Origin of the sequence: Aquimixticola soesokkakensis (assembly GCF_900172375.1) — a bacterium.
Lineage (GTDB): Bacteria > Pseudomonadota > Alphaproteobacteria > Rhodobacterales > Rhodobacteraceae > Aquimixticola > Aquimixticola soesokkakensis.
The window spans coordinates 1-22,567 of the sequence record NZ_FWFS01000001.1 but is presented as its reverse complement, the minus strand read 5'-3'; the positions used below and the strand labels follow the sequence as shown (position 1 = coordinate 22,567).

Annotated in this window: 19 protein-coding genes, 1 tRNA gene, 1 pseudogene and 1 riboswitch; of the genes and pseudogenes, 14 read left to right on the top strand and 7 right to left on the bottom strand. The window is 60.2% G+C overall.

Annotation, left to right across the window (positions count from 1 at the left end):
* Positions 1-2: 2 nt before the first annotated feature.
* The 6 genes from AQS8620_RS00105 to AQS8620_RS00080 all read left to right on the top strand — a co-directional run bounded on the left by AQS8620_RS00105 (position 3) and on the right by AQS8620_RS00080 (position 6,392).
* A complete protein-coding gene (locus tag AQS8620_RS00105) occupies positions 3-1,487 on the top strand; it encodes an AMP nucleosidase (protein WP_085834797.1) in 1,485 nt (494 codons plus the stop codon).
* 130 nt (positions 1,488-1,617) lie between these two features.
* The gene (locus AQS8620_RS00100) at positions 1,618-1,905 is read left to right on the top strand and encodes an HU family DNA-binding protein (protein ID WP_085834796.1); all 288 of its coding nucleotides are present in this window, start codon (positions 1,618-1,620) and stop codon (positions 1,903-1,905) included.
* Between the two features lie 155 nt (positions 1,906-2,060).
* The gene (locus AQS8620_RS00095; RefSeq protein WP_085835322.1) at positions 2,061-2,927 is read left to right on the top strand and encodes a DMT family transporter; all 867 of its coding nucleotides are present in this window, start codon (positions 2,061-2,063) and stop codon (positions 2,925-2,927) included.
* Positions 2,928-3,740: an NAD-dependent epimerase/dehydratase family protein gene (locus tag AQS8620_RS00090; protein ID WP_085834795.1), complete on the top strand. Its 813-nt coding sequence runs from the start codon at positions 2,928-2,930 to the stop codon at positions 3,738-3,740.
* Complete coding sequence (locus tag AQS8620_RS00085; protein ID WP_085834794.1) at positions 3,737-4,357, top strand: sugar transferase; 621 nt, start codon at positions 3,737-3,739, stop codon at positions 4,355-4,357. The genes AQS8620_RS00090 and AQS8620_RS00085 overlap by 4 nt, the downstream gene beginning before the upstream one ends.
* Before the next feature lie 127 nt (positions 4,358-4,484).
* The gene (locus AQS8620_RS00080; protein ID WP_085834793.1) at positions 4,485-6,392 is read left to right on the top strand and encodes a nucleoside-diphosphate sugar epimerase/dehydratase; all 1,908 of its coding nucleotides are present in this window, start codon (positions 4,485-4,487) and stop codon (positions 6,390-6,392) included.
* A 2-nt stretch (positions 6,393-6,394) separates the two neighbouring features.
* On the opposite strand, the gene aroC is transcribed toward AQS8620_RS00080, so the two are convergent.
* Positions 6,395-7,498, bottom strand: coding sequence for a chorismate synthase (gene aroC, locus AQS8620_RS00075; protein ID WP_085834792.1), 1,104 nt, complete (start codon positions 7,496-7,498; stop codon positions 6,395-6,397).
* Between the two features lie 159 nt (positions 7,499-7,657).
* Here aroC and AQS8620_RS00070 point away from each other — a divergent pair, with 159 nt between their 5' ends.
* The 4 genes from AQS8620_RS00070 to AQS8620_RS00055 all read left to right on the top strand — a co-directional run bounded on the left by AQS8620_RS00070 (position 7,658) and on the right by AQS8620_RS00055 (position 12,474).
* Positions 7,658-9,034 (top strand): dicarboxylate/amino acid:cation symporter, encoded by a 1,377-nt coding sequence (locus AQS8620_RS00070; protein ID WP_200809573.1) that lies wholly within the window; start codon positions 7,658-7,660, stop codon positions 9,032-9,034.
* A gap of 87 nt (positions 9,035-9,121) precedes the next feature.
* Positions 9,122-9,220: riboswitch (TPP riboswitch) on the top strand.
* A gap of 50 nt (positions 9,221-9,270) precedes the next feature.
* The gene (thiB, locus tag AQS8620_RS00065) at positions 9,271-10,254 is read left to right on the top strand and encodes a thiamine ABC transporter substrate binding subunit (protein WP_085835320.1); all 984 of its coding nucleotides are present in this window, start codon (positions 9,271-9,273) and stop codon (positions 10,252-10,254) included.
* Positions 10,230-11,789, top strand: a complete 1,560-nt coding sequence (locus AQS8620_RS00060; protein WP_085834791.1) for a thiamine/thiamine pyrophosphate ABC transporter permease ThiP — start codon at positions 10,230-10,232, stop codon at positions 11,787-11,789. Before thiB ends, AQS8620_RS00060 begins: the two co-directional genes overlap by 25 nt.
* A complete protein-coding gene (locus AQS8620_RS00055; protein WP_085834790.1) occupies positions 11,776-12,474 on the top strand; it encodes a thiamine ABC transporter ATP-binding protein in 699 nt (232 codons plus the stop codon). The genes AQS8620_RS00060 and AQS8620_RS00055 overlap by 14 nt, the downstream gene beginning before the upstream one ends.
* A 54-nt stretch (positions 12,475-12,528) precedes the next feature.
* On the opposite strand, the gene AQS8620_RS00050 is transcribed toward AQS8620_RS00055, so the two are convergent.
* The 3 genes from AQS8620_RS00050 to petA are packed head-to-tail and all read right to left on the bottom strand — an operon-like array spanning position 12,529 to position 15,232.
* Positions 12,529-13,317, bottom strand: coding sequence for a cytochrome c1 (locus tag AQS8620_RS00050; RefSeq protein WP_085834789.1), 789 nt, complete (start codon positions 13,315-13,317; stop codon positions 12,529-12,531).
* 17 nt (positions 13,318-13,334) lie between these two features.
* The gene (petB, locus tag AQS8620_RS00045) at positions 13,335-14,660 is read right to left on the bottom strand and encodes a cytochrome b (RefSeq protein ID WP_085834788.1); all 1,326 of its coding nucleotides are present in this window, start codon (positions 14,658-14,660) and stop codon (positions 13,335-13,337) included.
* Positions 14,661-14,671: 11 nt separating this feature from the next.
* Positions 14,672-15,232 carry a ubiquinol-cytochrome c reductase iron-sulfur subunit gene (gene petA / locus AQS8620_RS00040; protein WP_085835319.1) on the bottom strand — a complete coding sequence of 187 codons (561 nt, stop codon included), beginning with the start codon at positions 15,230-15,232 and terminating at the stop codon, positions 14,672-14,674.
* A 379-nt stretch (positions 15,233-15,611) separates the two neighbouring features.
* Between petA and AQS8620_RS00035 the strand changes: the two genes are divergently transcribed.
* The gene (locus tag AQS8620_RS00035; protein ID WP_085834787.1) at positions 15,612-16,277 is read left to right on the top strand and encodes an outer membrane protein; all 666 of its coding nucleotides are present in this window, start codon (positions 15,612-15,614) and stop codon (positions 16,275-16,277) included.
* Here AQS8620_RS00035 and AQS8620_RS00030 read toward each other — a convergent pair.
* The 3 genes from AQS8620_RS00030 to dapF are packed head-to-tail and all read right to left on the bottom strand — an operon-like array spanning position 16,274 to position 19,002.
* A complete protein-coding gene (locus tag AQS8620_RS00030; RefSeq protein ID WP_085834786.1) occupies positions 16,274-16,909 on the bottom strand; it encodes a glutathione S-transferase in 636 nt (211 codons plus the stop codon). The two genes, AQS8620_RS00035 and AQS8620_RS00030, sit on opposite strands and share 4 nt — an antisense overlap.
* The gene (gene mtaB, locus AQS8620_RS00025) at positions 16,906-18,165 is read right to left on the bottom strand and encodes a tRNA (N(6)-L-threonylcarbamoyladenosine(37)-C(2))-methylthiotransferase MtaB (RefSeq protein WP_085834785.1); all 1,260 of its coding nucleotides are present in this window, start codon (positions 18,163-18,165) and stop codon (positions 16,906-16,908) included. Before mtaB ends, AQS8620_RS00030 begins: the two co-directional genes overlap by 4 nt.
* On the bottom strand, positions 18,166-19,002 hold the full coding sequence (gene dapF / locus AQS8620_RS00020; RefSeq protein WP_085834784.1) for a diaminopimelate epimerase: 837 nt from the start codon (positions 19,000-19,002) through the stop codon (positions 18,166-18,168). It abuts the gene before it with no gap.
* A 145-nt stretch (positions 19,003-19,147) separates the two neighbouring features.
* Between dapF and AQS8620_RS00015 the strand changes: the two genes are divergently transcribed.
* From AQS8620_RS00015 to AQS8620_RS17175, 3 genes and pseudogenes are all read left to right on the top strand, one after another.
* Positions 19,148-19,223: transfer RNA gene (locus AQS8620_RS00015), tRNA-Lys, on the top strand.
* 891 nt (positions 19,224-20,114) lie between these two features.
* Positions 20,115-21,533: a KAP family P-loop NTPase fold protein gene (locus AQS8620_RS00010; protein ID WP_370737869.1), complete on the top strand. Its 1,419-nt coding sequence runs from the start codon at positions 20,115-20,117 to the stop codon at positions 21,531-21,533.
* Between the two features lie 451 nt (positions 21,534-21,984).
* A pseudogene (locus AQS8620_RS17175) lies at positions 21,985-22,567 on the top strand (transposase); the annotation flags it as partial.

Below are 22,567 nucleotides of genomic sequence, written 5' to 3'. Positions count from 1 at the left end.
CGATGAAATCTTTTGGTCAAAACCTGCCCGTGGTCTCGCCGGACGCACCCGCGCATGAAGCCTTTAGCGATGCGGGTGCTGCGGTGGAGCGACTGATCGCGCTGTTTGCGCAGGCGACGAAATTTCTGGGCGAGAAATTTTCCCAAACCGCAGGCGGCACCAAGCCCGAGCACCGGTTTCGCGCCTTCTACCCCGAAATCCGCTTTACCACGACAAGCTATGCGGCCACCGACAGCCGTCTGTCTTTTGGTCACGTGCCGACCCCGGGCACCTATTCCACAACGGTGACACGGCCGGAGTTGTTCAAATCCTACCTCACCCAGCAGATCGCCTTGCTGATCGAAAATCACGGCGTGCCGGTGATGATCGGTGCGTCCGAGACCCCGATGCCGGTGCATTTCGCGGTCGCCGGAGAGGCGGATATCGTTGTGCCCCAAGAGGGGGTGATGGAATATCCGCTGCGCGATGTTTTTGACGTGCCCGACCTCAACGTGACCCATGATGCCATCGTGAACGGCGAAAGTTACCTCCACCCGGATGGCTCCGCGCCGCTGGCCCCTTTCACGGCGCAGCGCATCGACTATTCTTTGGCGCGGCTGACGCATTACACGGCCACCGATCCCGATCATTTCCAGAACCATGTGCTGTTCACCAACTACCAGTTCTACGTCAGCGAATTCGAAGCCTATGCCCGCGCGATGCTGGCCGATCCCGACAGCGGCTACACCAGTTTCGTGAGCACCGGAAATGTCGAGATCACCGATCCCGACACGGTGATCCCGCCCACGCTCAAGATGCCGCAGATGCCGACCTATCACCTCAAACGGGCAGATGGCGGCGGCATCACCCTGGTCAATATCGGCGTCGGTCCCTCGAACGCGAAAACCGCAACCGACCACATCGCGGTGTTGCGACCCCATGCGTGGATCATGGTCGGCCACTGCGCGGGTCTGCGCAATTCCCAACGTCTGGGGGATTTCGTGCTCGCCCATGCCTATCTTCGCGAGGACCATGTGCTGGACGATGACCTGCCCGTGTGGGTGCCTATTCCGGCGCTGGCAGAAATCCAGACCTCGCTTGAGGATGCTGTCGAGGCGGTGACCGAGCTGGAAGGCTACGAACTCAAGCGGATCATGCGCACCGGCACTGTGGCCACCATCGACAACCGCAACTGGGAGTTGCGCGATCAATCCGGTCCTGTCCAGCGCCTCAGCCAAAGTCGTGCGGTCGGTCTGGATATGGAAAGTGCCACGATTGCGGCCAACGGGTTTCGCTTTCGGGTGCCCTACGGCACGCTGTTATGTGTCTCTGACAAGCCGTTGCATGGCGAGTTGAAACTGCCCGGGATGGCGTCGGATTTCTATAAAACTCAGGTCGCGCGACACTTGCTGATCGGCATCAAGGCGATGGAAACCTTGCGCGAGATGCCCCTTGAACGCATCCACAGCCGTAAATTGCGCAGTTTCGAGGAGACAGCCTTCCTCTGACTTCGGGGAAACCGTGCAGAAATAGGCGAAAATGCCCGCTGGGCGCATACAAAGCGTTGTGCCTTTCCTCAATATAAGGTTACAAATCCGCCATAACCCCCATGGAAAGGGGGAGTACGAGGAGATAGACATGTCGAAACCGATGACCAAAACCCAACTCGTTGCCGCTCTCGCCGAAGAGATGGGTGCCGACAAAAAATCTGCTGGTGTCGCTCTCGACGCGATCACCGGTATCATCACCAAAGAAGTGGCTGCCGGTGGTGCTGTGACCCTTCCCGGCGTTGGCAAAATCTACTGCCGCGAGCGCCCCGCACGTATGGTGCGCAACCCCGCCACGGGCGAACAGATGTCCAAAGAGGCCGATAAAGTCGTGAAAATGACGATCGCAAAAGCCCTCAAAGACAGCGTGAACGAATAATCCGGTTTCGGTAATCCGTTATGCGAAAGGGTCGTGCAGTTGCGCGGCCCTTTTTCGTTTTTGCATGACCGCTATGCGTGCGGTTCTGCGGCTTGGGTCTTGAACATCGACCCGCTGCGCGCCACGGTCCGGCGGCAGTCAGAATGGGAAAAATCATGGATATTCGCGCAATTTTTATGGGGCTGGCCTTTGTCATCATGTGGAGTTCGGCCTTTACCTCGGCGCGGATCATCGTGGCGGGCGCGCCGCCGCTGATGTCGCTTGGATTGCGCTTTCTCGTGTCGGGCGTCATCGCGGTGGCGCTGGCGCGGCTGATGGGCCAGACATGGACTCTTTCGCGCGCGCAATGGCGTGCGGTGGTGGTCTTGGGATTGTGCCAGAACGCGCTGTATCTGGGTCTGTTTTTCTCGGCGATGCAAACGGTCGAGGCATCGCTGGCCTCCGTGATGGCCTCGTCAATGCCGCTGCTGGTGGCTGCGATTTCGGCCTTGGTGCTGCGCGAACGTCTGGCGCCGATGGCCGTGCTGGGCATGGTCGTGGGCTTTGTCGGTGTTGCGCTGATCATGGGAACGCGCATTTCCGAGGGCTCGGATGTGTCGGGGATTGTCATGTGCGCCTTTGGCGCGCTGGCCTTGGCTGTGGCCACCTTGTCGGTGCGCGGCGCCAGCGGTGGCGGCAATGTCCTGATGATCGTGGGATTGCAGATGTTCGTCGGCGCCGCCGCGCTCTTCGTGGTCTCCCCCCTGTTCGAAGTGTGGCACATCGACTGGTCTGGCCGCATCATCGGCGCCTTCATTTACACAACATTGATTCCCGGCGTCCTGGCAACCTGGATCTGGTTCGCTCTGGTGAACCGCATCGGCTCGGTGAAGGCGGCAACGTTCCACTTTTTGAACCCTTTCTTTGGCGTGGCTATTGCTGCGCTGTTTCTGGGCGAGCGTATCCACATGCTTGACGTGGTCGGTGTGGCGATCATCATGGCGGGGATTTTGGCGGTTCAACTAAGCAAGGTGCGCGCGTAAATGGCGAGGGTCCGCATTCTTTTGACCGGCGCGAACGGGCAGCTTGGAAGGCTCTTTTGCGCAGTAATAGAGACTGCTTTTCCGCATGTCGAGGTGGTCAAAGCCACCCGGCACACGGCTTGGACGCTTGCGCGCCCCTTGGCGGGCATGGCTGCGCTGGGCGCGATCGACGCTGTTGTGCATCTGGCCGCACCGACGCCCGCAGGCCATGTACGCGACTACGGCGAGACGGTCGATTTGGCCTGCGCCGCGCAGAGCGTCGCGCAGGCCTTGGGCGCGCGATTGATCGTGATGTCAAGTCAGGCGGTTTACGGGGCGCCGCGCGGTCACGCCTTTCGGGAAACAGACCCTATTGCGCCTCAAAACGACTACGGGCGCGCCAAAGCCGCGATGGAAGCAGCGCTTGATCCCGACTGTCTGATCCTGCGGCTCGGGAATGTTGTGGGCACTGATCAATTGGGGCGCAACCTGCGCAGCGGTGAAACGATTCAACTGGATCGCTTTGCTGAAGGCTTTCCCGTCCGCAGCTATATCGGGCCGATGACGCTTTGCCGTGTCCTCGTGGGGCTCGCGCACGCTAAGGAGACGGGGGTGTACAACCTTGCCGCGCCCGTTCCCGTCGAGATGGGCGCTTTGGTTGCCGCATTCGGGGGGCAGTGGCACGCAGGGCCGCTGCGGGCGGGGCCCGCCGTGATCGCGCTTGATGTGTCTAAAATCGCTGCAATAGTCTCGTTTTCTGCGCAAGAAAACCTCCCGCTGGAGATGGTGACGCAGTTCACGGGCCTTGCCGCTGCCTTGGGGGCGACCTCATGAAGAGCCGTTGGGTGAAACGCTGTTTTGATGTCCTGCTCGCGGCGATTGCAGGCGGGATTTTGTTGGGGCCGGCGCTGGTGATTGCTGCGGCCCTCGCCCTGCGCGACGGGCGGCCGGTGCTTTACGTGTCCGAGCGCATGAAAACGCCCGATCAGCCTTTTGCGCTGTATAAATTTCGCACCATGGCGCAGAGCACAGCCAATAGCGGTGTCTCTGGCGGGGATAAATCGGCGCGTATTTCCCCGACGGGGCGCTTCTTGCGGCGCACACGCTTGGATGAAATTCCGCAATTGTTGAATATCTTGCGCGGCGATATGAGCTTTGTCGGACCGCGCCCGCCGTTGCGCGACTACACCGACCGCTTTCCCGATCTCTATGGCCGGGTCTTGCGCGAAAAGCCGGGGCTGACGGGTCTGGCGACCCTTGTCTATCACGCGCATGAGGAACAGCTTTTGGCGCGCTGCACAACGGCGCAAGAGACCGATGCCGTCTATTGTCGCGCCTGCGTTCCGCGCAAAGCGCAGCTTGATCTGATCTATGCGCAACACCGCGATATGTGTTTTGACATCGCAATTTTGAAACGCACCCTCCTGCGGGGGCGTGCAGCGCGAAGATGACCCCAAATCTGTGGCTGGAACCCGCCGATCTGGGTCACACAGCGACGGCTGGATTGAATTTTCTTGGAAAAACAGTAATCTTTCGGCAAGTTTAACGCGAAGTCGGATAACGGACCAATTGAAGTTTATGAACATCGTCACGTGGCTCATTGGCCTGCGAAGACGCAATAAGTTTGCGATTTTGCTTGGAATGGACGGTCTGGCGGCGCTGATCGCGCTGGCGCTCTCCATGGGGATGATCGGGGCGCTGGGGTTGCCGGGTGTCGACATCGGCTTCAAAGCTCTGCCGATTATCGCCGGAACCTCGTTTTTGACCGTGTTCTTTGGCTACCGCCTTGGCTTGCATGAAATCAAACTCAAGTATTTTGCGCTTTACGGGATGGGCCGCTCGGGCATGGTCGCCGCAGGCGTTGCCCTGTGTTTTTTCGTCGCTGCACGCGGCTTTGGTTTGCCGTTCCCCGATGGCTTTTTCGTTTTATACGGGCTGGCACTCTATGTGCTGTTGGTCGCGCAACGCTTTGTCGCGCTTGAGCTGTTGTACACCTTGTATAAAATGGCGCGCACGCATCGGCCCGTCGCGATCTATGGCGCGGGCGCAACGGGCGCACGGCTGGCCGCCGATCTCAAGCGCCATGACAAATTCGTGCCCGTCGCCTTCATCGACGAGGATCAGGGGCGGGTTGGGTCCATCGCTGCGCGCCTGCCGATCATTTCGCCCGCGCAGATCGAAGCACTGGTGGCCGATCATGGCGTTACCACGGTGTTTCTGGCCATTCCTTCGCTATCGGCGACCAAGGCCACGTTGATTTCGCGCCGGCTGCGCGGCTATGGATTGAACGTGCGTTCCGTGCCCTTGCTCAAAGAAATGCAGGGCGACTTCACCGATTTGTCGGTCTCGAACCTGAATGACCCCGAAGTGTTCGTCGATCGCGGCCGCTTGGGCGGGGCCTATCGCGCGTCGTTGTCGGATTTCGACGGCAAACGCGCGCTGGTGACGGGGGCGGGCGGGTCCATCGGCTCGGAACTGTGTCGACAGTTGATTGCCGGTGGCGTCAGTCATTTGACCATGTTCGACCAGAATGAATACGCGCTGTATCAGTTGGATCAGGAACTGTCGGACCTGATCAAAGTGCGCGGATGCAAGGTGACGCGCGTGCTTGGCTCGGTTTGCGATGCCGCTCTGGTGCGCCGCGTGATCGCCGAGCGGTCGCCGCAGATCATCTATCACGCGGCGGCGTACAAACACGTCCCGCTGGTCGAGGAAAACATCGTCAGCGGCGTGTCCAACAATGTTCTTGGGACGCGGATTGTCGCCCAGATCGCGCTGGAACTGGGGGTCGAACAATTCGTCCTTGTGTCCTCCGACAAGGCGGTGCGCCCTGCAAATGTCATGGGCGCATCCAAGCGGATGGCGGAGCTGGTGGTTCAGGATCTTGCGACCCGTTCCAAAACATGCCGCTTTTCGATGGTGCGTTTTGGCAATGTGCTTGGCTCGTCGGGATCGGTTATTCCCCTGTTCGAGCGGCAGATCCAGCGCGGCGGTCCTGTAACGCTGACGCACCCTGATATGACCCGCTATTTCATGTCGGTGCCCGAGGCGGTGACATTGGTGATGCTGGCGGGAACCTATGCCAAGGGCGGCGATGTGTTCGTGCTGGATATGGGCGAGCCGGTGCGCATCCGCGATCTGGCGGATCAAATGATCCGCGCTGCGGGCTATAGCGTGCGCGACGCGGCCAATCCCGAGGGGGACATCGAAATCCGCATCACCGGCATCCGTCCGGGGGAAAAGCTATACGAAGAACTGCTGATCGGGGAAGGACGTGTGACCACGCCGCACCCGAAAATCATGCGTGCCCAGGAAGATTACCTGTCCGAAATCGAAGTCGCCAATATGCTGCGCGAATTGCAGGCCGCGGCGGCGACGCAGGACGAGGCAACCGTGCGCCAGCTTTTGTTGCAGCGCGTTGTCGGTTACGGGGTGCAGGCAGAGCGCAACCCGCAGGGCGCGGTTTTGACAGGCCCTGCGGAGTAGCGTTAAGCGATCTTGCCGCGCGTGCCCGCGCCGATCTGGCCGCGGTGCAACAGCAGGTGATCCAGAACCACGCAGGCCATCATCGCCTCTCCGACGGGAACGGCACGGATGCCCACGCAGGGATCGTGGCGACCTTTGGTGATGATTTCGGTCGGCTGGCCGGACTTCGTGATGGTCTGGCGGGTTTTCAGGATCGAGGAGGTGGGTTTGACCGCAAAGCGCACAACGATGTCCTGACCGGTCGAAATGCCGCCCAGAATGCCGCCTGCGTGGTTTGAGGAAAACGCAGGCTTGCCGTCATTGCCCATGAAAATCTCGTCGGCGTTTTCTTCGCCTGTCAGCATTGCCGCCGCCATGCCTTCACCGATTTCCACGCCTTTGACGGCGTTGATCGACATCATCGCAGCGGCCAGATCCGTGTCCAACTTGGCGTAGATCGGCGCACCCAGACCCGCAGGGACGTTGCGCGCCACGACTTCGATGATGGCTCCGACGGAGTTGCCCGATTTGCGCAGACCGTCGAGGTAGCTGGCCCATTGCGCGGCGGTTTCGGCCGAGGGCACCCAGAAGGGGTTGTTTTCGATTTCGGCCATGTCGCGCGGCCCCGTAATCCCATGCGGGCCGATTTGGGTCATGTAGCCTTGAATTTCGACCTCGGGGGCAAGCTGGGCGAGGGCGGCGCGTGCGATACCGCCCGCCGCAACCCGCGCGGCGGTTTCGCGCGCCGACGAGCGCCCGCCACCGCGATAGTCGCGGATGCCGTATTTTTGCCAATAGGTGATATCGGCGTGTCCGGGGCGGAATTTCTCGACGATATCGCCGTAGTCTTTGGAGCGTTGATCGGTGTTGCGGATCATCAACTGGATCGGCGTGCCTGTCGATTGCCCTTCGAAAGTGCCCGACAGGATTTCCACCGCATCGGGTTCTTGGCGTTGGGTGGTGTATTTGGACGTTCCGGGTTTGCGGCGATCCAGCCAGTGCTGAAGCGCCTCGGCGTCCACCCGTACCCCCGGAGGCACGCCATCGACCGTCGCGCCGAGGGCGGGACCGTGGCTTTCGCCCCATGTCGTCACACGGAAAAGATGACCGAATGTATTCATGCTCATGGCAGCCTCCCAAGTTTGACCCCGCTTTACCCCATGTCGCTTTAATGGGCAATTGTGGCAAAGCGGTGCGGGGAGGATGTTATTTGGCCTGTCAAGATTGCTTTTGGGGTCAAAAACGGGTGCGCTGGCAGGATAGGCCTTTCAAAAAGGAGTGAACCGATGTCTGCACCTGCGCAACTGGACCCTCAAACGGGTTCGGATGGTCCCGAAAAGAAGATGTCGCTGACGGTCAAAATCCTGATCGGGATGGTAGCGGGCGTCATTTTGGGCGTCATTTTCAACGTGATCGACAGTCCCTTCATCAACGGGCAAATCGCGGGCGGATTGTTCGCGATGATTGGCACCATGTTCGTCAATGCGTTGAAAATGCTGGTTGTCCCCTTGGTGTTCTTTTCGCTGATCGGCGGGGTGACGGGCATTGGCGACATTCGTGTGCTTGGTCGCGTCGGCGGAAAAAGCTTTGGCCTTTACATCATGACCACCGGCATCGCGATTGGCATTGCCATCGTTCTGGCGCTGTTGATCGGCCCGGGCAAAGGGTTTGACATGGCCGGGGTCGCGGCCTCCGACATTGCGGGCAAGGATGCGCCCTCGGTCTGGTCGGTCTTTGCCGCCATTGTTCCGTCCAATCCGGTGGCGGCCTTTGCCAGTGGCGAGATGCTGCAAATCATTTTCTACACGATCATCCTTGGCGTTGCTGTGTTGATGCTGGGGACGCAATCGGCCCCCTTTGTCGCGGCCTGCGACTATATGAACGAAGTGATGATGAAAATCGTGTCCATCGTCATGTCGTTTGCGCCCATCGGCGTGTTTTGCCTGATCGCCAAGACCTTTACCGAGCAGGGGATCGAGTTGTTCATTCCCGTGGCGGCCTATGTCGTCACGCTGGTACTGGCGCTGTTCTTGCATCTCTTTGTCACCCTGATGGTGATGCTCAAGCTCTTCACCGGTCTCAATCCCTTCACCTTCATGGCCAAAATCCGCCCCGCGCAGATCTTTGCCTTTTCCACGGCTTCCTCGAATGCCACGATTCCGGTGACCCTGCGTTCGGTGACAGAGCGCATGGGCGTGGATAATTCTGTGGCCTCCTTTTGCATTCCCTTTGGCGCCACGATCAACATGGATGGCACCGCGATCATGCAGGGGGTCGCCACGGTGTTTTTGGCCAATGTCTATGGCATCGATCTGGGCGTCATGGGGTATCTGACGGTGATTGCGATGGCGGTGCTGGCCTCCATCGGGACGGCGGGTGTGCCGGGTGTGGGTTTGGTCATGCTGACGATGGTCTTGGGGCAGGTGGGCCTGCCGATTGAAGGCATCGCGCTGATCCTTGGGGTAGATCGCCTGATGGATATGATTCGCACCGCGGTCAACATCACGGGCGATGCCGTGGTCACGACGATTGTCGCCAAGGGCGAAGGCAAAGTCGATATGGCGATTTTCGACGATCCCGACGCGGGGGTGCTTGGCAGTGACGATTTGCACATCGACGAAGCTGGCGAAGCCGCCCTGGCACGCGCGGCGCATCCGGGCTAAGGCGCGGGCGGGGCGATCTGAAGGGGGCGCTCCGTCAGGGTGCCCCTTTGCATGTGCTTGCGCCTTTTTCAAAGCCTGCCTATGGTCAGCGTCACCTCGGGGTGCCTTGATTGGCTGAGACGCAGCAGCGGACCCGTTGAACCTGAACCGGCTAATACCGGCGGAGGGAAGGTTTCAGATTTGTCCCCAAGACACAGCTGCCTTTTACCTTCGCCCCAGCTTTTGGAGCGATGACGATGAAAACGACCCTTACCCTAAGTGCCGTGCTGTGGAGCACCGCGACCCTTGCCAGCGCCGAAACCCTGACCGTTTATGCGCCCGATTATTTCGGCTCCGAATGGGGACCGGGTCCGGCGATTGCCGCTGCCTTTGGCGAGCTGTGCGACGGGTGTGAATTGGAGTATGTGACCGGCGATCTGCTGCCCCGCCTCAAGCTTGAAGGCGCGCGCACGGATGCGGATGTGGCCATCGGCTTTAACACCGACGTGATGAAAGACGCGCGCGAGACAGGCTTGTTCGCCCCCTCGAACGTCGATCTTTCGGGGCTGACCCTGCCGATCGCTTGGGACGACGATATTTTTGTGCCGTTCAACTGGGGCTACACGGCCTTCGTCTATGACAACACGAAAATCGCCAATCCGCCGACCTCCTTCAAGGCGCTTGTCGAAAGCGATGAGGACTGGAACATCGCCATCCAGGACCCGCGCACCTCGGCGTCCGGTCTTGCGCTTATCCTTTGGGCCGAAGCGGTTTTCGGGGAGGACACGCCCGCGATGTGGGCACAGTTCGCGCCCAAAATCATCACCGTCACCCAAGGCTGGTCCGAGGCCTACGGGCTGTTCACCGATGGTGAGGTGGACATGGTGCTCTCTTATACAACCTCGCCCGCCTATCACATCATCGCGGAAGAGGACGACACGAAATCGGCGGCGCTGTTCAGCGAGGGTCACTATTTTATGGCTGAAACCGCCGCACAGCTTGCCAGCACCGATCAGCCTGAACTCGCGCAGAAGTTCATGGATTTCATCCTTTCCGAACCGTTCCAATCGCTCATCGCCACCGCAAACTGGTCCTATCCCGCTGCGTTGCCGATGGATCAGTGGCCGGAAGCCTTTTCGCAACTGAACTACCCCGAAACGGCGCTGTTCTATTCCGAAGATGAGGCCGCGGCCCTCAAGGATGAGGCACTGGACGCATGGCTGTCGGCCTTCACCCAGTAAAACGCCTGCCGTTCTGGCCCGGGATCAGCGCCGCAGCACTCGTTGTGGCGTTGACCTTTGGCACGGTCTTGGTCGTGGCCCTGCGTGCCGATGGCGCGGGGGCGCTGACGCGCTACGACTGGTTGGCCGTGCGCTTTACGGTGGTGCAGGCGCTGGTGTCGGCGGCGCTGTCTTGCGCGCTGGCAGTGCCCGTCGCGCGCGCGCTGGCGCGGCGCGATTTCATCGGGCGCGGCGCGCTGATCACCCTGCTGGGCGCACCGTTTATCTTGCCGGTCATCGTCGCGGTGCTGGGGTTGATCGCGGTGTTTGGCAAATCCGGCCTGTTGTCGCAGGCGCTCGCGTTCGCGGGGTTTGGGCCGGTCTCGATCTACGGGTTCCACGGGGTGATCCTTGCGCATGTGTTTTTCAACCTGCCGCTCGCGGTGCGGCTGATCCTGCATGGCTGGTTGGCCATTCCTGCCGAAAGGTTTCGTCTTGCGGCGGGGTTGGGGTTCACCCCGCGCGATATCTTCGCCCACCTCGAACGCCCGATGCTGCGCGAAGTCCTGCCCGGCGCGTTTGTGGTGATCTTTGTGATCTGCACCACCTCCTTCGCGGTTGCCCTTGCGCTGGGCGGCGGCCCCAAGGCGACCACCGTTGAGCTGGCGATATACCAAGCTTTCCGCTTTGATTTCGATCTCGCAAAAGCCGCGCTTCTGTCGGGGGTTCAGGTTGCAATCTGCGTCATCGCGGCTTTGGTGGCCCTGCGGGTGCAAGTGCCCCAGATCGGTGGCGGCGGATTGGATCGCACCGTGCAGCGCTTTGGTAAAACATCGACCCTAACCGGCGCGCTAGACACGTTCTGGATCGCCTTCGCGGCTCTTTTTCTGCTCACGCCGCTGGCCGTGTTGATCGCGCGCGGCGCGCCGGAACTCTTTAGCTTGCCCGCAAGTGTCTGGCAGGCGGCAGGCCGGTCGGTGATGGTCGCGCTGGCGTCTACGGCTGTCACGATGGCCATCGGTCTGTCGGTTGCGCTTGCCTGCCTGCGTGCAGGCTGGATCGAGGCGCTGGGGCTGGTGGTGATCGCTGCCTCACCGCTGGTCATGGGAACGGGGCTGTTCATTGTGATCTTTCCTTTTGCCAAGCCCTCCGATTTTGCCCTGCCGGTGACGGCATTGGTCAATGCGACCTTGTCGTTGCCGTTTGTGCTGCGCGCGATCCTGCCTGAATTGCGCGGGATCGAGGCGCGATTCGGACCGCTGGCCGACCAATTGGGGCTCACAGGCTGGGCGCGCGTTCGAATGGTGCTTCTGCCCCGGCTCAAGCGTCCCTTGGGCTTTGCTGCGGGCCTGTCGGCGGCGCTGTCGATGGGGGATCTGGGGGTCATTACCCTGTTTGCGGATCCCAAGGCGGCGACCCTGCCCTTGCAGCTGTACCAACTCATGGGGGCCTACCGGATGGATCAGGCGATGGGCGCGGCCCTTGTCTTGCTCGCGCTATCGCTGGGTCTTTTTTACGGTTTTGATCGGGGAGGGCGCGCGGATGCTGACGCTTGAGGATCTTGTCATTGCGCAGGGCGATTTCCGGCTCGGCGCGGATTTTTCCGTGCCAAGGGGCGCGCGTGTCGCGGTTGTCGGTCCCTCGGGAGCGGGGAAATCGACGCTGCTCGGTGCTATTGCCGGGTATTTGCGCACGTCCGGGCGGGTGCTGTGGCAGGGCGAGGACCTTGGTGCGCGCGCGCCTGCGCAGCGCCCTGTGGCGATGGTGTTTCAGGACAACAACCTGTTTCCCCACATGACCGCCGCCCAGAATGTCGGCTTGGGGATCACACCCTCGCTGCGGCTGAAGGATGAAGACGCCGCCCGCGTGACGTCAGCCTTGGCGCGCGTGGGCTTGGCGGGGATGGGCGCGCGCAAACCCGCCGCTTTGTCGGGAGGGCAGCAAAGCCGCGTGGCGATTGCCCGATTGCTTGTGCAGGTCAAGCCGCTGATTTTGCTGGATGAACCTTTCGCCGCTCTTGGCCCCGCGCTGCGCCACGAGATGCTCGATCTGGTGGGGGATGTCGCGGCGGATCTGGGCGCGACGGTCTTGATGGTGACCCACACAATTGGCGACGCCGAGCGTTTTGCGGAGCAGCTTGTCTGGGTGGAAAACGGTGTGGCGCAGGCGCCTGCCGCGACGCGGGCCTTGCTGGCCGATCCCCCGCAGGGGCTGCGCGACTACATTGGCGCATCGACATAAAAAACGCGACCCCGAGGGGCCGCGTTTCTACATTCGGATATTTTAAAGAGCGGCTTAGTGCTGCTCTTTGCCTTTATGCGGCGCCCAGAGGCGTTTGTTGGTCAGGTACAGCAGCACCGCCAACAAGGCGAGGAAGGTCACCCCGACAAAACCGGCCTGCTTGCGGGCCATCATTTTCGGTTCCGCCGCCCACATCAGGAAGGCAGAGACATCTTCAGCCATCTGTTCGACCGTAGCGGGGGTGCCATCGGCATATTCCACGATATCCTCGGACAGCGGCGGCGTCATGGCGATGTAGCCCGAAGCAAACACGGGGTTCTCATAAAGAGTCGTGCCGGCCATTTCGGTGGTTTCACCCGTGTAGGCGGTCAGCAGGTTGGTGATGTACTCGGGGCCACCGATGCCTTTGACGAACTGGTTGATCCCGAGGCCGAAGGGGCCGTGGAACCCCGCACGCGCCTTTGCCATCAAAGACAGGTCAGGTGCGTTGGGCAGAGCGCTTTCGGGAAAGTGGTCGTTGGCCAGAGCGGTGCGGGTGTCGCGCAGCTCGGGGTCCCAGACTTCCCAGTTCGAGGCAAAAGCGCGCACCTGATCCTCGGGAAGGCCGGGGCCGCCCGCGTCACCGATGGTGCGGATCGGCACGAACTTCATACCATGGCAGGCCGAACAGACTTCGGTGTAGACCTGAAGGCCGCGCTGCAACTGGAACTGGTCGAATTTGCCGAAGGGCCCTTCGAAGGAGAAGTCCACGTCGTGGATATGGGCTTCGGACTCGGCAGCAGCAGCGCTGCCAACCGAGAGAACCAGTGCCGCGAGGGCGGAGAGGGTAAGTTTCTTGATCATTGTCCCTGTTCCCTTTCTCACTCTGCCGGCGCTTTTGCAGCGTCGGGATAGTGGGAAATGAAGTCGTCTTCGATCGTGGCGGGCGGGGTCAGCGGTTTCTCGATCAGGCCAAGCAGCGGCAGGATGACGAGGAAATAGCCGAACCAGTAGGCCGAGGCGATCAGCGAGAACCACGAGGTGAAGGTCGTCGGCGTTTGCGAACCGACCCACATCAGGCCGAGGAAGTCGATCACCAGCACCACGAAGAACCATTTGAACACGGGGCGATAGCGACCCGAGCGCACCGAAGATGTGTCGAGCCACGGCACGAGCGCCATAACCGCGATGGCACCGAACATGGCAACCACACCGAAGAACTTCGCATCGACGATCCCGCCGGTAAAGAAGGACACCAGTTGCACCAGCCAGACATCCGCCGTGAAGGCGCGCAGGATCGCGTAGAACGGCAGGAAGTACCATTCGGGCACGATATGCGCAGGCGTCGCAAGCGGGTTGGCCATGATGTAGTTGTCGGGGTGACCAAGATAGTTGGGCATGAAGCCGACGATGGCAAAGAAAACCGCCAGAACAACGGCCAGGGCAAACACATCCTTGATCACGAAGTAGGGCCAGAAGGGCAGCGTGTCTTTCTTGGCCTCTTCTTTGGAGCCCGTGCGCACGTCAACACCCGTGGGGTTGTTGTTGCCGGTGTTGTGGAAGGCCCAGATGTGGACAATCACAAGACCTGCGATGACGAAGGGCAGCAAGTAGTGCAGCGAGAAGAAGCGGTTCAGCGTGGCGTTATCCACAGCAGGTCCGCCAAGCAGCCACATCTGGATCGGTTCGCCAATAAAGGGAATCGCGCCAAACAGGCCGGTGATCACGGTGGCGCCCCAGAAGGACATCTGACCCCAGGGAAGCACGTAGCCCATGAAACCGGTGGCCATCATCAGGAGGTAGATGATCATGCCGACGATCCATGTGATTTCGCGCGGCGCTTTGTACGAACCAAAGAACAGGCCACGGAAAATGTGGATGTAGACCGCAAAGAAGAACAGCGAAGCGCCATTGGCATGCATGTAGCGGATGAAATGCCCGCCATTCACGTCGCGCATGATGTGTTCGACGGAGGCAAAGGCGTAATCGACATGCGGCGTGTAGTGCATGACGAGCACGATGCCGGTGACGATCATATGGACGAGGCAATAGGCGAGGACGATCCCCCAGATCCACCACCAGTTCAGGTTCTTGGGGGTGGGAATCATCAGGGTGTCATAGACGAGACCCACGATGGGCAGGCGTTTGTGGACCCACTTTTCGCCGCCGGTCTTGGGTTCGTAATGGTCGTGCGGAATACCAGACATCAGTTCCTCCCTCAGCCCAGAATCAGTTCGGTGCCGTCAAAGGCGGCGACCGGAATAGGCAGGTTGCGCGGTGCCGGACCCTTGCGGATGCGACCGGCGGTATCGTAGTGCGAGCCGTGGCAGGGGCAGAACCAGCCGTCGAAATCGCCAGCGCCGTCACCCAAGGGCACACAGCCAAGGTGCGTACACACGCCCATCATCACCAGCCATTCACCGGCCTCGTCGAGGGTGCGGTTTTCGTCGGTGGCTTCGGCCGTTGCGGCGAGGTTGGCGTTTTCGGCACCGGTATCGACCAGATCCGACAGCGGCACTGCGCGGCCTTCGTCGATTTCGGTCTGCGTGCGGCGACGGATGAACACGGGCTTGCCGAGCCATTTGACCGTCAGCTGCGTGCCGGTTTCGATGCCGCTAATATCGACGCGGATCGACGACATAGCTTGCACATCGGCAGAGGGGTTCATCTGATTGACCAGCGGCCAGACGGCGGCACCGGCAACAACGACGCCTGCACCGCCAGTGGCGTAGTACAGAAAGTCGCGGCGGGTGCCTTCGTGTTCTTCAGCGTGCGACACGAGCGTATTCTCCATTGTCTTCGGGCCGGGGCCCCGGCGAAATAGGTGATGGGCCGCAGTTTTATGCAGCCCTTCGCAGGCGCTTTTAGCGAGGCACATGCTTCACGTCCAGCGAACATTGATCTTCAACTGGGGCGCGTTGTCGCGGGGTGACAGTCGGTCTTTGTCCGATTAGCCGCGATGAGAGCGCCCAGAGCAAGGGGAACCTGCCCTTGGGTAGTAATTCAGAACGTCTTGCCCGTTTTGTCAAACTTGCGCCCCTGCATCTATGTGACGCTTTCGCGCAGGGGCGGTGTCGGGTGCGGGGTTGCCTGTCCCGTCACCGCCGCTCATACTTACTCGCAATCAAGAGAGAGTTAATCCGTTTCAGGAGTTTGAAATGTCCGCCACCCTGCGCACCCTTGGTGCTGCCGCCGTCCTTGCCCTTTGCACGCCGCTTGTTGCCACGGCTGAAACCGAGTTGAGCGTCTACACCGGCTATCAAACCGCGCCACATTCGGTCGTGACGGTGGATGACAGCAGCGGGTCCACGGAATTCACCGCTGGCTGGGATGGAAAATCCTTCGAAATGCCCCCCTACTACGGGCTTCGCGCCACATACTGGTTGCCCAATGAATGGGGGTTCGGGGCCGAATTTACCCATGACAAAGTCTATGCCAATGACGACACCCGCGCCGCCAATGGCTATGACGTGCTGGAATTCACCGATGGTCTGAACATTCTGACCGCCAATGTCATGCGCCGCTGGACGGATGCGTTCATGGGCCTCACGCCCTATGTCGGCGCCGGTCTGGGCATCGCGGTGCCGCATGTCGAGGTGCAGAAGACCGGCGGTGTGAAAACATACGGCTATCAGTACACCGGCCCCGCAGTGCGCCTGACAGCAGGTGTCAAATATGACATTACCGAAACTTGGGGCGTGTTTGGCGAGTACCAGGGCACCTATTCGATGAACAAGGCCGATCTGGACTCCGGGGCGGGGGATACGTTGGAAACCAACATCATCACCAACGCGCTGAATTTCGGCGTCAGCTACCGTTTTTAAGGGCCAAAGCGGGTGGGTGCATCGCCCGCCTGCCATTTCGGGTATTTTCCCATGATCGCGGCAAAGCGTTCGGAGGTCACAAAGGCGTCCAGCCAGCGCTTGACGCCATCCCAACCCTGCGCGTCGAACCAAGCGCGATCCACCTGGGCGAATTGGCGCACGAAGGTGAGCGTGGCCATGTCGGCAAGGCAGGGTCGCGCGCCAAACAGCCAGTCGCTGTCGCGCAGAGCGGCATCAACCTGTTGCAAAATATCAACAGCTTTCGCGCGCTCGTCCAAGGCGATGACGCCCTCGTAGCGGGTTTCGTATTTGTAGCGATCAAGGGCCTGTTTGAACGGGCCGTCGATCTGCGCAATCCAGTCGTGGCCTGCGGCAGGCATGTCGCGCCATCCTTCGGGGTCGTTTTGGGCCAGCGCCCAATCCATGATGTCGCGACTTTCGTCGATCACTTGCGGGCCGATGACCAGAACCGGCACCGTGGCTTTTGGCGAGGCGGCGATCAATTCGGCGGGTTTGTCGCGCAAGACCACCTCGCGCAGCTCGACCGCAACACCCGCGCTTGCCAACGCCAGACGCGCACGCATCGCGTAAGGGCAGCGGCGAAAGGAATAGAGAATCGGCAGAGTGCTCACGCCAGCAACTGGTTGCCGCGCAGGCCGATGATGGCGGCCCGGACCACAGACCCCTCGATTCGCGGCGTGTCGAAAGCCACTTCGGTAAATTGCTCGGTGCGCCCCATCAGCGGGTTTTCCATCAGGATGTGATGGGAGCGCCCGACTTGCGCGGCCAGATGCTTTTGCACCTGCGCCTCGCCGGCGGCGCGCAGACGCGCGGCGCGCTCCTTGATCGCCTTGCCATTCACCTGGCTCGGGATTTTCGCCGCAGGCGTGCCTTCGCGTTTCGAATAGGGAAAGACGTGCAGCCACGTCAGATCGCAGTCCGCCACGAGTTTGAGCGAGTTGTCGAACATCGCCTCGGTTTCGGTCGGAAAACCGGCGATGATATCCGCGCCATAGGTCATGTCGGGGCGCAGCTTGCGCGCCTCTTCGCAAAAACGGATGGCATCGTCGCGCAGATGGCGCCGCTTCATCCGTTTGAGAATCATGTCATCGCCCGCTTGCAGGCTCAGATGCAGATGCGGCATCAGACGCGGCTCGGTCGCGATCGCCTGCATCAACGCCTCATCCGCCTCAATCGAATCAATCGAGGAAATGCGCAGGCGGGGCAGGTCGGGCACCAGTTTCAGGATGCGCAGCACCAGATCGCCCAGATGGGGTTGCGCCGGAAGGTCCGCCCCCCAGCTTGTCAAATCGACCCCCGTCAGCACCACCTCGTTGTAGCCCTTGTCCACAAGCCGCTTGATCTGGTCGACCACCACGCCCGCCGGAACCGAGCGCGAATTGCCCCGCCCGTAGGGAATGATGCAAAAGGTGCAGCGGTGGTCGCAGCCGTTTTGCACCTGCACATAGGCGCGGCTGCGGGTGCCGAACCCGTCGATCAGATGGCCCGCAGTTTCGGTCACGGACATGATGTCATCGACCTGCACGCGCTCGGTGTCACCGATGAAATTCGGCCCCAGCGCGGTCCATGTCTCGGGTTGCATTTTCTCGGAGTTGCCGATCACGAGATCAACCTCGGACATCGCCACAAAAGTGTCCGGTTCGGTCTGCGCGGCGCAGCCGGTAACGATGATCTTGGCGTCTGGGTTTTCGCGCCGCAGCTTGCGGATTTCCTGACGTGCCTTGCGCACGGCTTCGGCGGTGACGGCGCAGGTGTTGACCACCACCGCCCCCTCGACGCCTGCCTTGGCAGCAAGGTCTTTCATGGCTTCGGTTTCGTAGGAATTCAGACGACAGCCCAGCGTCGCAAAGATCGGCGGCGTGCTCATTTACAGGGCCTCCAGAAAGGCGGGCGACAATTCGGCCGCGAAGACCAGGGCGGTCGGGCCTGTCATCCAGACCCCGTCCTCGCGCCACTCCAGCGTCAGCCAGCCGCCGTCGACCTCCATGCGGACCTGCCGCTCGGTCAGGCCACGCAGGGAGGCCGCCACAGCGGTGGCGCAGGCCCCCGACCCGCAGGCCAGCGTGATGCCCGTGCCGCGTTCCCAGACCCGCATGCGAATCTCGTTGCGCGAGCGGACTTGGGCGAATTCGACATTGGTGCGCTCGGGGAACAGGGGATCATGTTCGACTTTGACGCCGCGCGCGGCCACATCCACCGCCGCGATGTCATCGACAAAAAATACGGCATGGGGGTTTCCCATCCCTACGGCAACCGGATCGCCCTGAAGTGGCAGGTGCTTGACATCCACAGCCTGCGACAGCGGCACCTGCGTCCAGTCCAGCACCGGATGCCCCATATTGACCGACACCTCATCCCCTGCGCGCACGGCCTCCAAAAGCCCGCGCGTGGTGCGAATGGTCACGCGATCCACACCCGCCTCGTCAAGCATCAGCCGCCCCACACAGCGGGTGGCGTTGCCGCAGGCGCCTGCACGGCTGCCGTCTGCATTCCAGAAGTCGAGCGTGATATCGCTGTTGTCCCCGTCGCGGATTTCACCGAGCTGGTCAAATCCCACGCCACGGTTGCGATCCCCGAGCGCGCGCGCAAGGGCAGGCGTCACGCGGGCATCCCTGCCGCGTGAGTCGATGATCACAAAGTCATTGCCCAGACCGTGCATTTTGACGAACGGCAGGGGGCGGGGGGCGATTTTGGTGTCTTGCATGGGCGGGCATATAAACCCTGCTGCGGGTTTTTGAAAGATATGTTCAGATTTCTGCTTGACGGTCCGCGCCACTCGGTTTAGTTCCCCGCCACACGCCAAGAGGCAGACGCAATGTCACCGCACCGCGATGATGTTGATATGGTGAGAGCCGATAGCTCAGCTGGTAGAGCAACTGACTTTTAATCAGTAGGTCCAGGGTTCGAACCCCTGTCGGCTCACCACTCTCCCTCTCTGACGAACGACAGTAAGTTTGTCGTTTCCGACAAAAGTTAGGCGCCTTTCGACACATCGATTGGCGCTTTTGCTTTTAGAGGAGCCCTATTACAGGCAGATATTTCGCGAGATTCGCACACCTCCGATGGAGGTCCGTGAACAGGCTCGAGCTCACTCTACGACCCTTTGCTGACATCCAGCCGGTGTTAAAGATGCTGCGCTGCGGCCCCTCGATTCAGACATTACCCCAAGCGCAGGCCGTCACTACGCCTTAGTCAGCGAGCTGCTGTCGGATCCCAAATATGGTCTAGTGTACTCTGGGAACGGAGTGGAGATTCTGCCCCCTTGTTCTAATTGTGGCGGCCAACAGTTTCCTGTGCGAGGCCATCTGCATCTCCAATAAGTTGCAAGATGCTGGCTTTACACGCGCATATTTGTCAGTTCAAATAGAGATTATTGTACGATTGGTGGCCGGTCTCGCAGGAGACCCGCACCGCATATCGTATCATTCTATTTTTTAAGGGGGGCGGCGTTTTCCGGGAGCGTTCAGCTATGTGGTCTGACAGCGAGAGCCGCATCGACTATCTGAATTACTCGGAAGTTTCGGAAATGATCGCCGAAATCTTATCCGACGATTCAATGCTGCCAACCTCCATCGGCGTCTACGGGTGTTGGGGGGGGTGATAAGTTCAGCATATTACGCCTTATCTCTCAGGAACTGTCGGACGATCGGTATGTTGTTGTCGACTTTGATGCCTGGCTCTACCAGGACTTCGACGAGGCCAAGTGTGCTCTGATGACTGTGATCGCGTAGAGCCTCTATGCGGCAGCCCCTAAAGACAAGAAGGAAAGTGCCGCCAGTTTTTATCGCAGAGTGGACAAGCTGAAGGTTATGGGGATTGCCATGGACATGGGGGCGTTGGCACTGGGCATCCCAACCTTCGGGGGCATTACCAAGGGATTGGGAGCGCTTGGAAACATCGTTAGCGGTGAGGGAGATGTTGAGGATGTCGGAGACGCCCGCAAGGGGATCAAGGACGGGGAAGAGCGCTTGGCGGCTTGCTTCGGGAGAAAGAAAAACACCCCCCCCGGAAGAAATCGATGCTTTCAGGGCCAAATTTTCTAGTCTCTTGAGCGCGATAGACCGACGACTTGTCGTTTTCGTCGACAACCTTGACCGATGCCTGCCCCCCAATACAATTGCGACCCTTGAGGCAATGCGGCTGTTCCTGTTCTTGCCGAAAACTGCCTTCATCGTTGCGGCCGACGAAGACATGATCAGGCATTCAGTCGCAAAACACTTCTCCGGGCCAGGCGACAGGCACGTCTCGGACTATCTGGACAAACTGATTAACGTACCAGTTCGGGTTCCGAAACTCGGGCTTCAGGAGGTCCGGGCATATCTCTTCATGCTTGCTGCTTCCCAGGGTGATCTTGGTGAAGACGATGTAGAGGAACTTCGCCTCACGCTCATCGCCAAACTACGCCGAAGCTGGTCCGACGAGCCGCCGATTACTGTCGAGGAGGTGGCGGCGATACTGAAGCTTTCATCCAGCCATGCAGTGCGGGGAAATCTCGATACGATGGAGCTCGTCGCCAACCAGCTCGCTTACGCCGAGCGAGTGCAAGGCAATCCTCGAATTGTAAAGCGGCTTCTAAACGTCATTCGCATGCGGGCCGCGGTTGCGCGTCGAAGGAAGATGCCATTCGATGAAAGCTTGATCGCCAAGCTGGCTTTGTTCGAGCGCTGCATGGACGGCGAGGCAATCCGCTCATTCGGCCGACTGGTCAACGAAGCCGACAAGGGCAAAATTGATCTTCTCACACGGCTCGAGGCCATTCCGCACGATGACGATGAGTCTATAGAAAACGAGATCCCGAAGGAGTGGCAGAAGCACAGACCTTTCATCCAAGACTGGCTTCGCCTCGAGCCGGCTCTCGGCGGTGTAGACCTTCGCGCCGTCTTCTATCTATCTCGTGAAACCCTACCCATTCAATCTGTCTCTGTGGGCCTGAGCCAAGCGGCCGCGGCGGCACTCGAAATACTTCGAAAAACCGCCACCATAAATTCGAAAGCTTCTAAGGACGCGATTGCGACAGTTGCAGAGGCCGAAAAGGGCGATCTCATGGACGAGCTTTGCGCCTCTATGAAACGGGATCTCGACTGGTCGAAGATCCGCGCAGATTTTTGCGGTGCCGTTCTTCTCGCACAGTCGTCCGAAGAGGCCCACGCCCGGGTGGTCCGATTTGTTGATGCTCTGCCCAAGGTCCCAGCATGGATGGCGAGCCTCATGAAAGATAAGAGGCAGGGGGAATAAAGGATGGGCACCTCAGCCTCCTCAAAAGGGTCAGGTCGGAATCAGCCACTGGTGCCCCCTTGGGCAGACGACGAGCCCGGAAAGCCGGTTCCGCAGGCCGAACCCAAACGGTTTCAGGCATTTCGTCGAAGCTTCGGGAAATACCTCCGAACAAGAGATCCGCACGACCTCCAGCGCTCGTTAGGTCACTATGCGCGCACCGCCACGGGCGGAAGCTCGGTCGGCCCTCGAAGGTTCGGAAGCGTATATAACACAGGCGGCGATCTTTACTCCGTCCACTCCTCTCTCGGCGGGGACGGCACTTTTGCTGATAGCCGCGGACTGTCGCAGGCATCGCTCACAGGGCAACCGCTGGACGTTGTCTGTCAAAGGCTGAGCGAAGCACTGGTGGACTTGCATCACTTCCGTTCCGGTTTTCTGCGAGCAATGCTCGCCATGAAGGAGAGCGGATATGGCCCCCAAACATAGTGAAGACTTCAAGCGCGAGGCGGTTCGGATCGCGACGCACAGCGGCCTGACACGGCGACAGGTTGCGTCGGACCTTGGGGTTGGTTTTTCGACCTTGGGCAAGTGGATGCGAGAGTACTCGACAGATCCAACAGCAGCTGAGGACGCGGAGTTGCGCCGCGAGAATGAGCGCTTGCGCAAAGAGAACCGTATTCTGCGGGAGGCGCGGGAGGTGTTAAAAAAGGCCGCGATCCACTGACCGGCAGGGCATTCTGAAAGAATGTCCCGAGAGGTTTCTTCGCGAGCCATGGAGGGCATGACCGCCATTGGTCCGAGGGCATGCCCGACCCAATGAGATTTCAATTCATTGCGGAGTATCGCGGAGATCTTTCACGTGCGTATCTGTGCCGCATGATGAAGGTTTCAGATCGTGGGCTACGGGCGTGGCGTCGCAGGCCGCCCTCACATCGCCAGCGTCGTGACATGATCCTTCTGGCATATATCCGCGAACAACATCGGCTCAGCTTGGGCAGCTATGGCCGTCCGCGCATGACGCAGGAATTGAAGGAACTGGGTCTTCAAGTTGG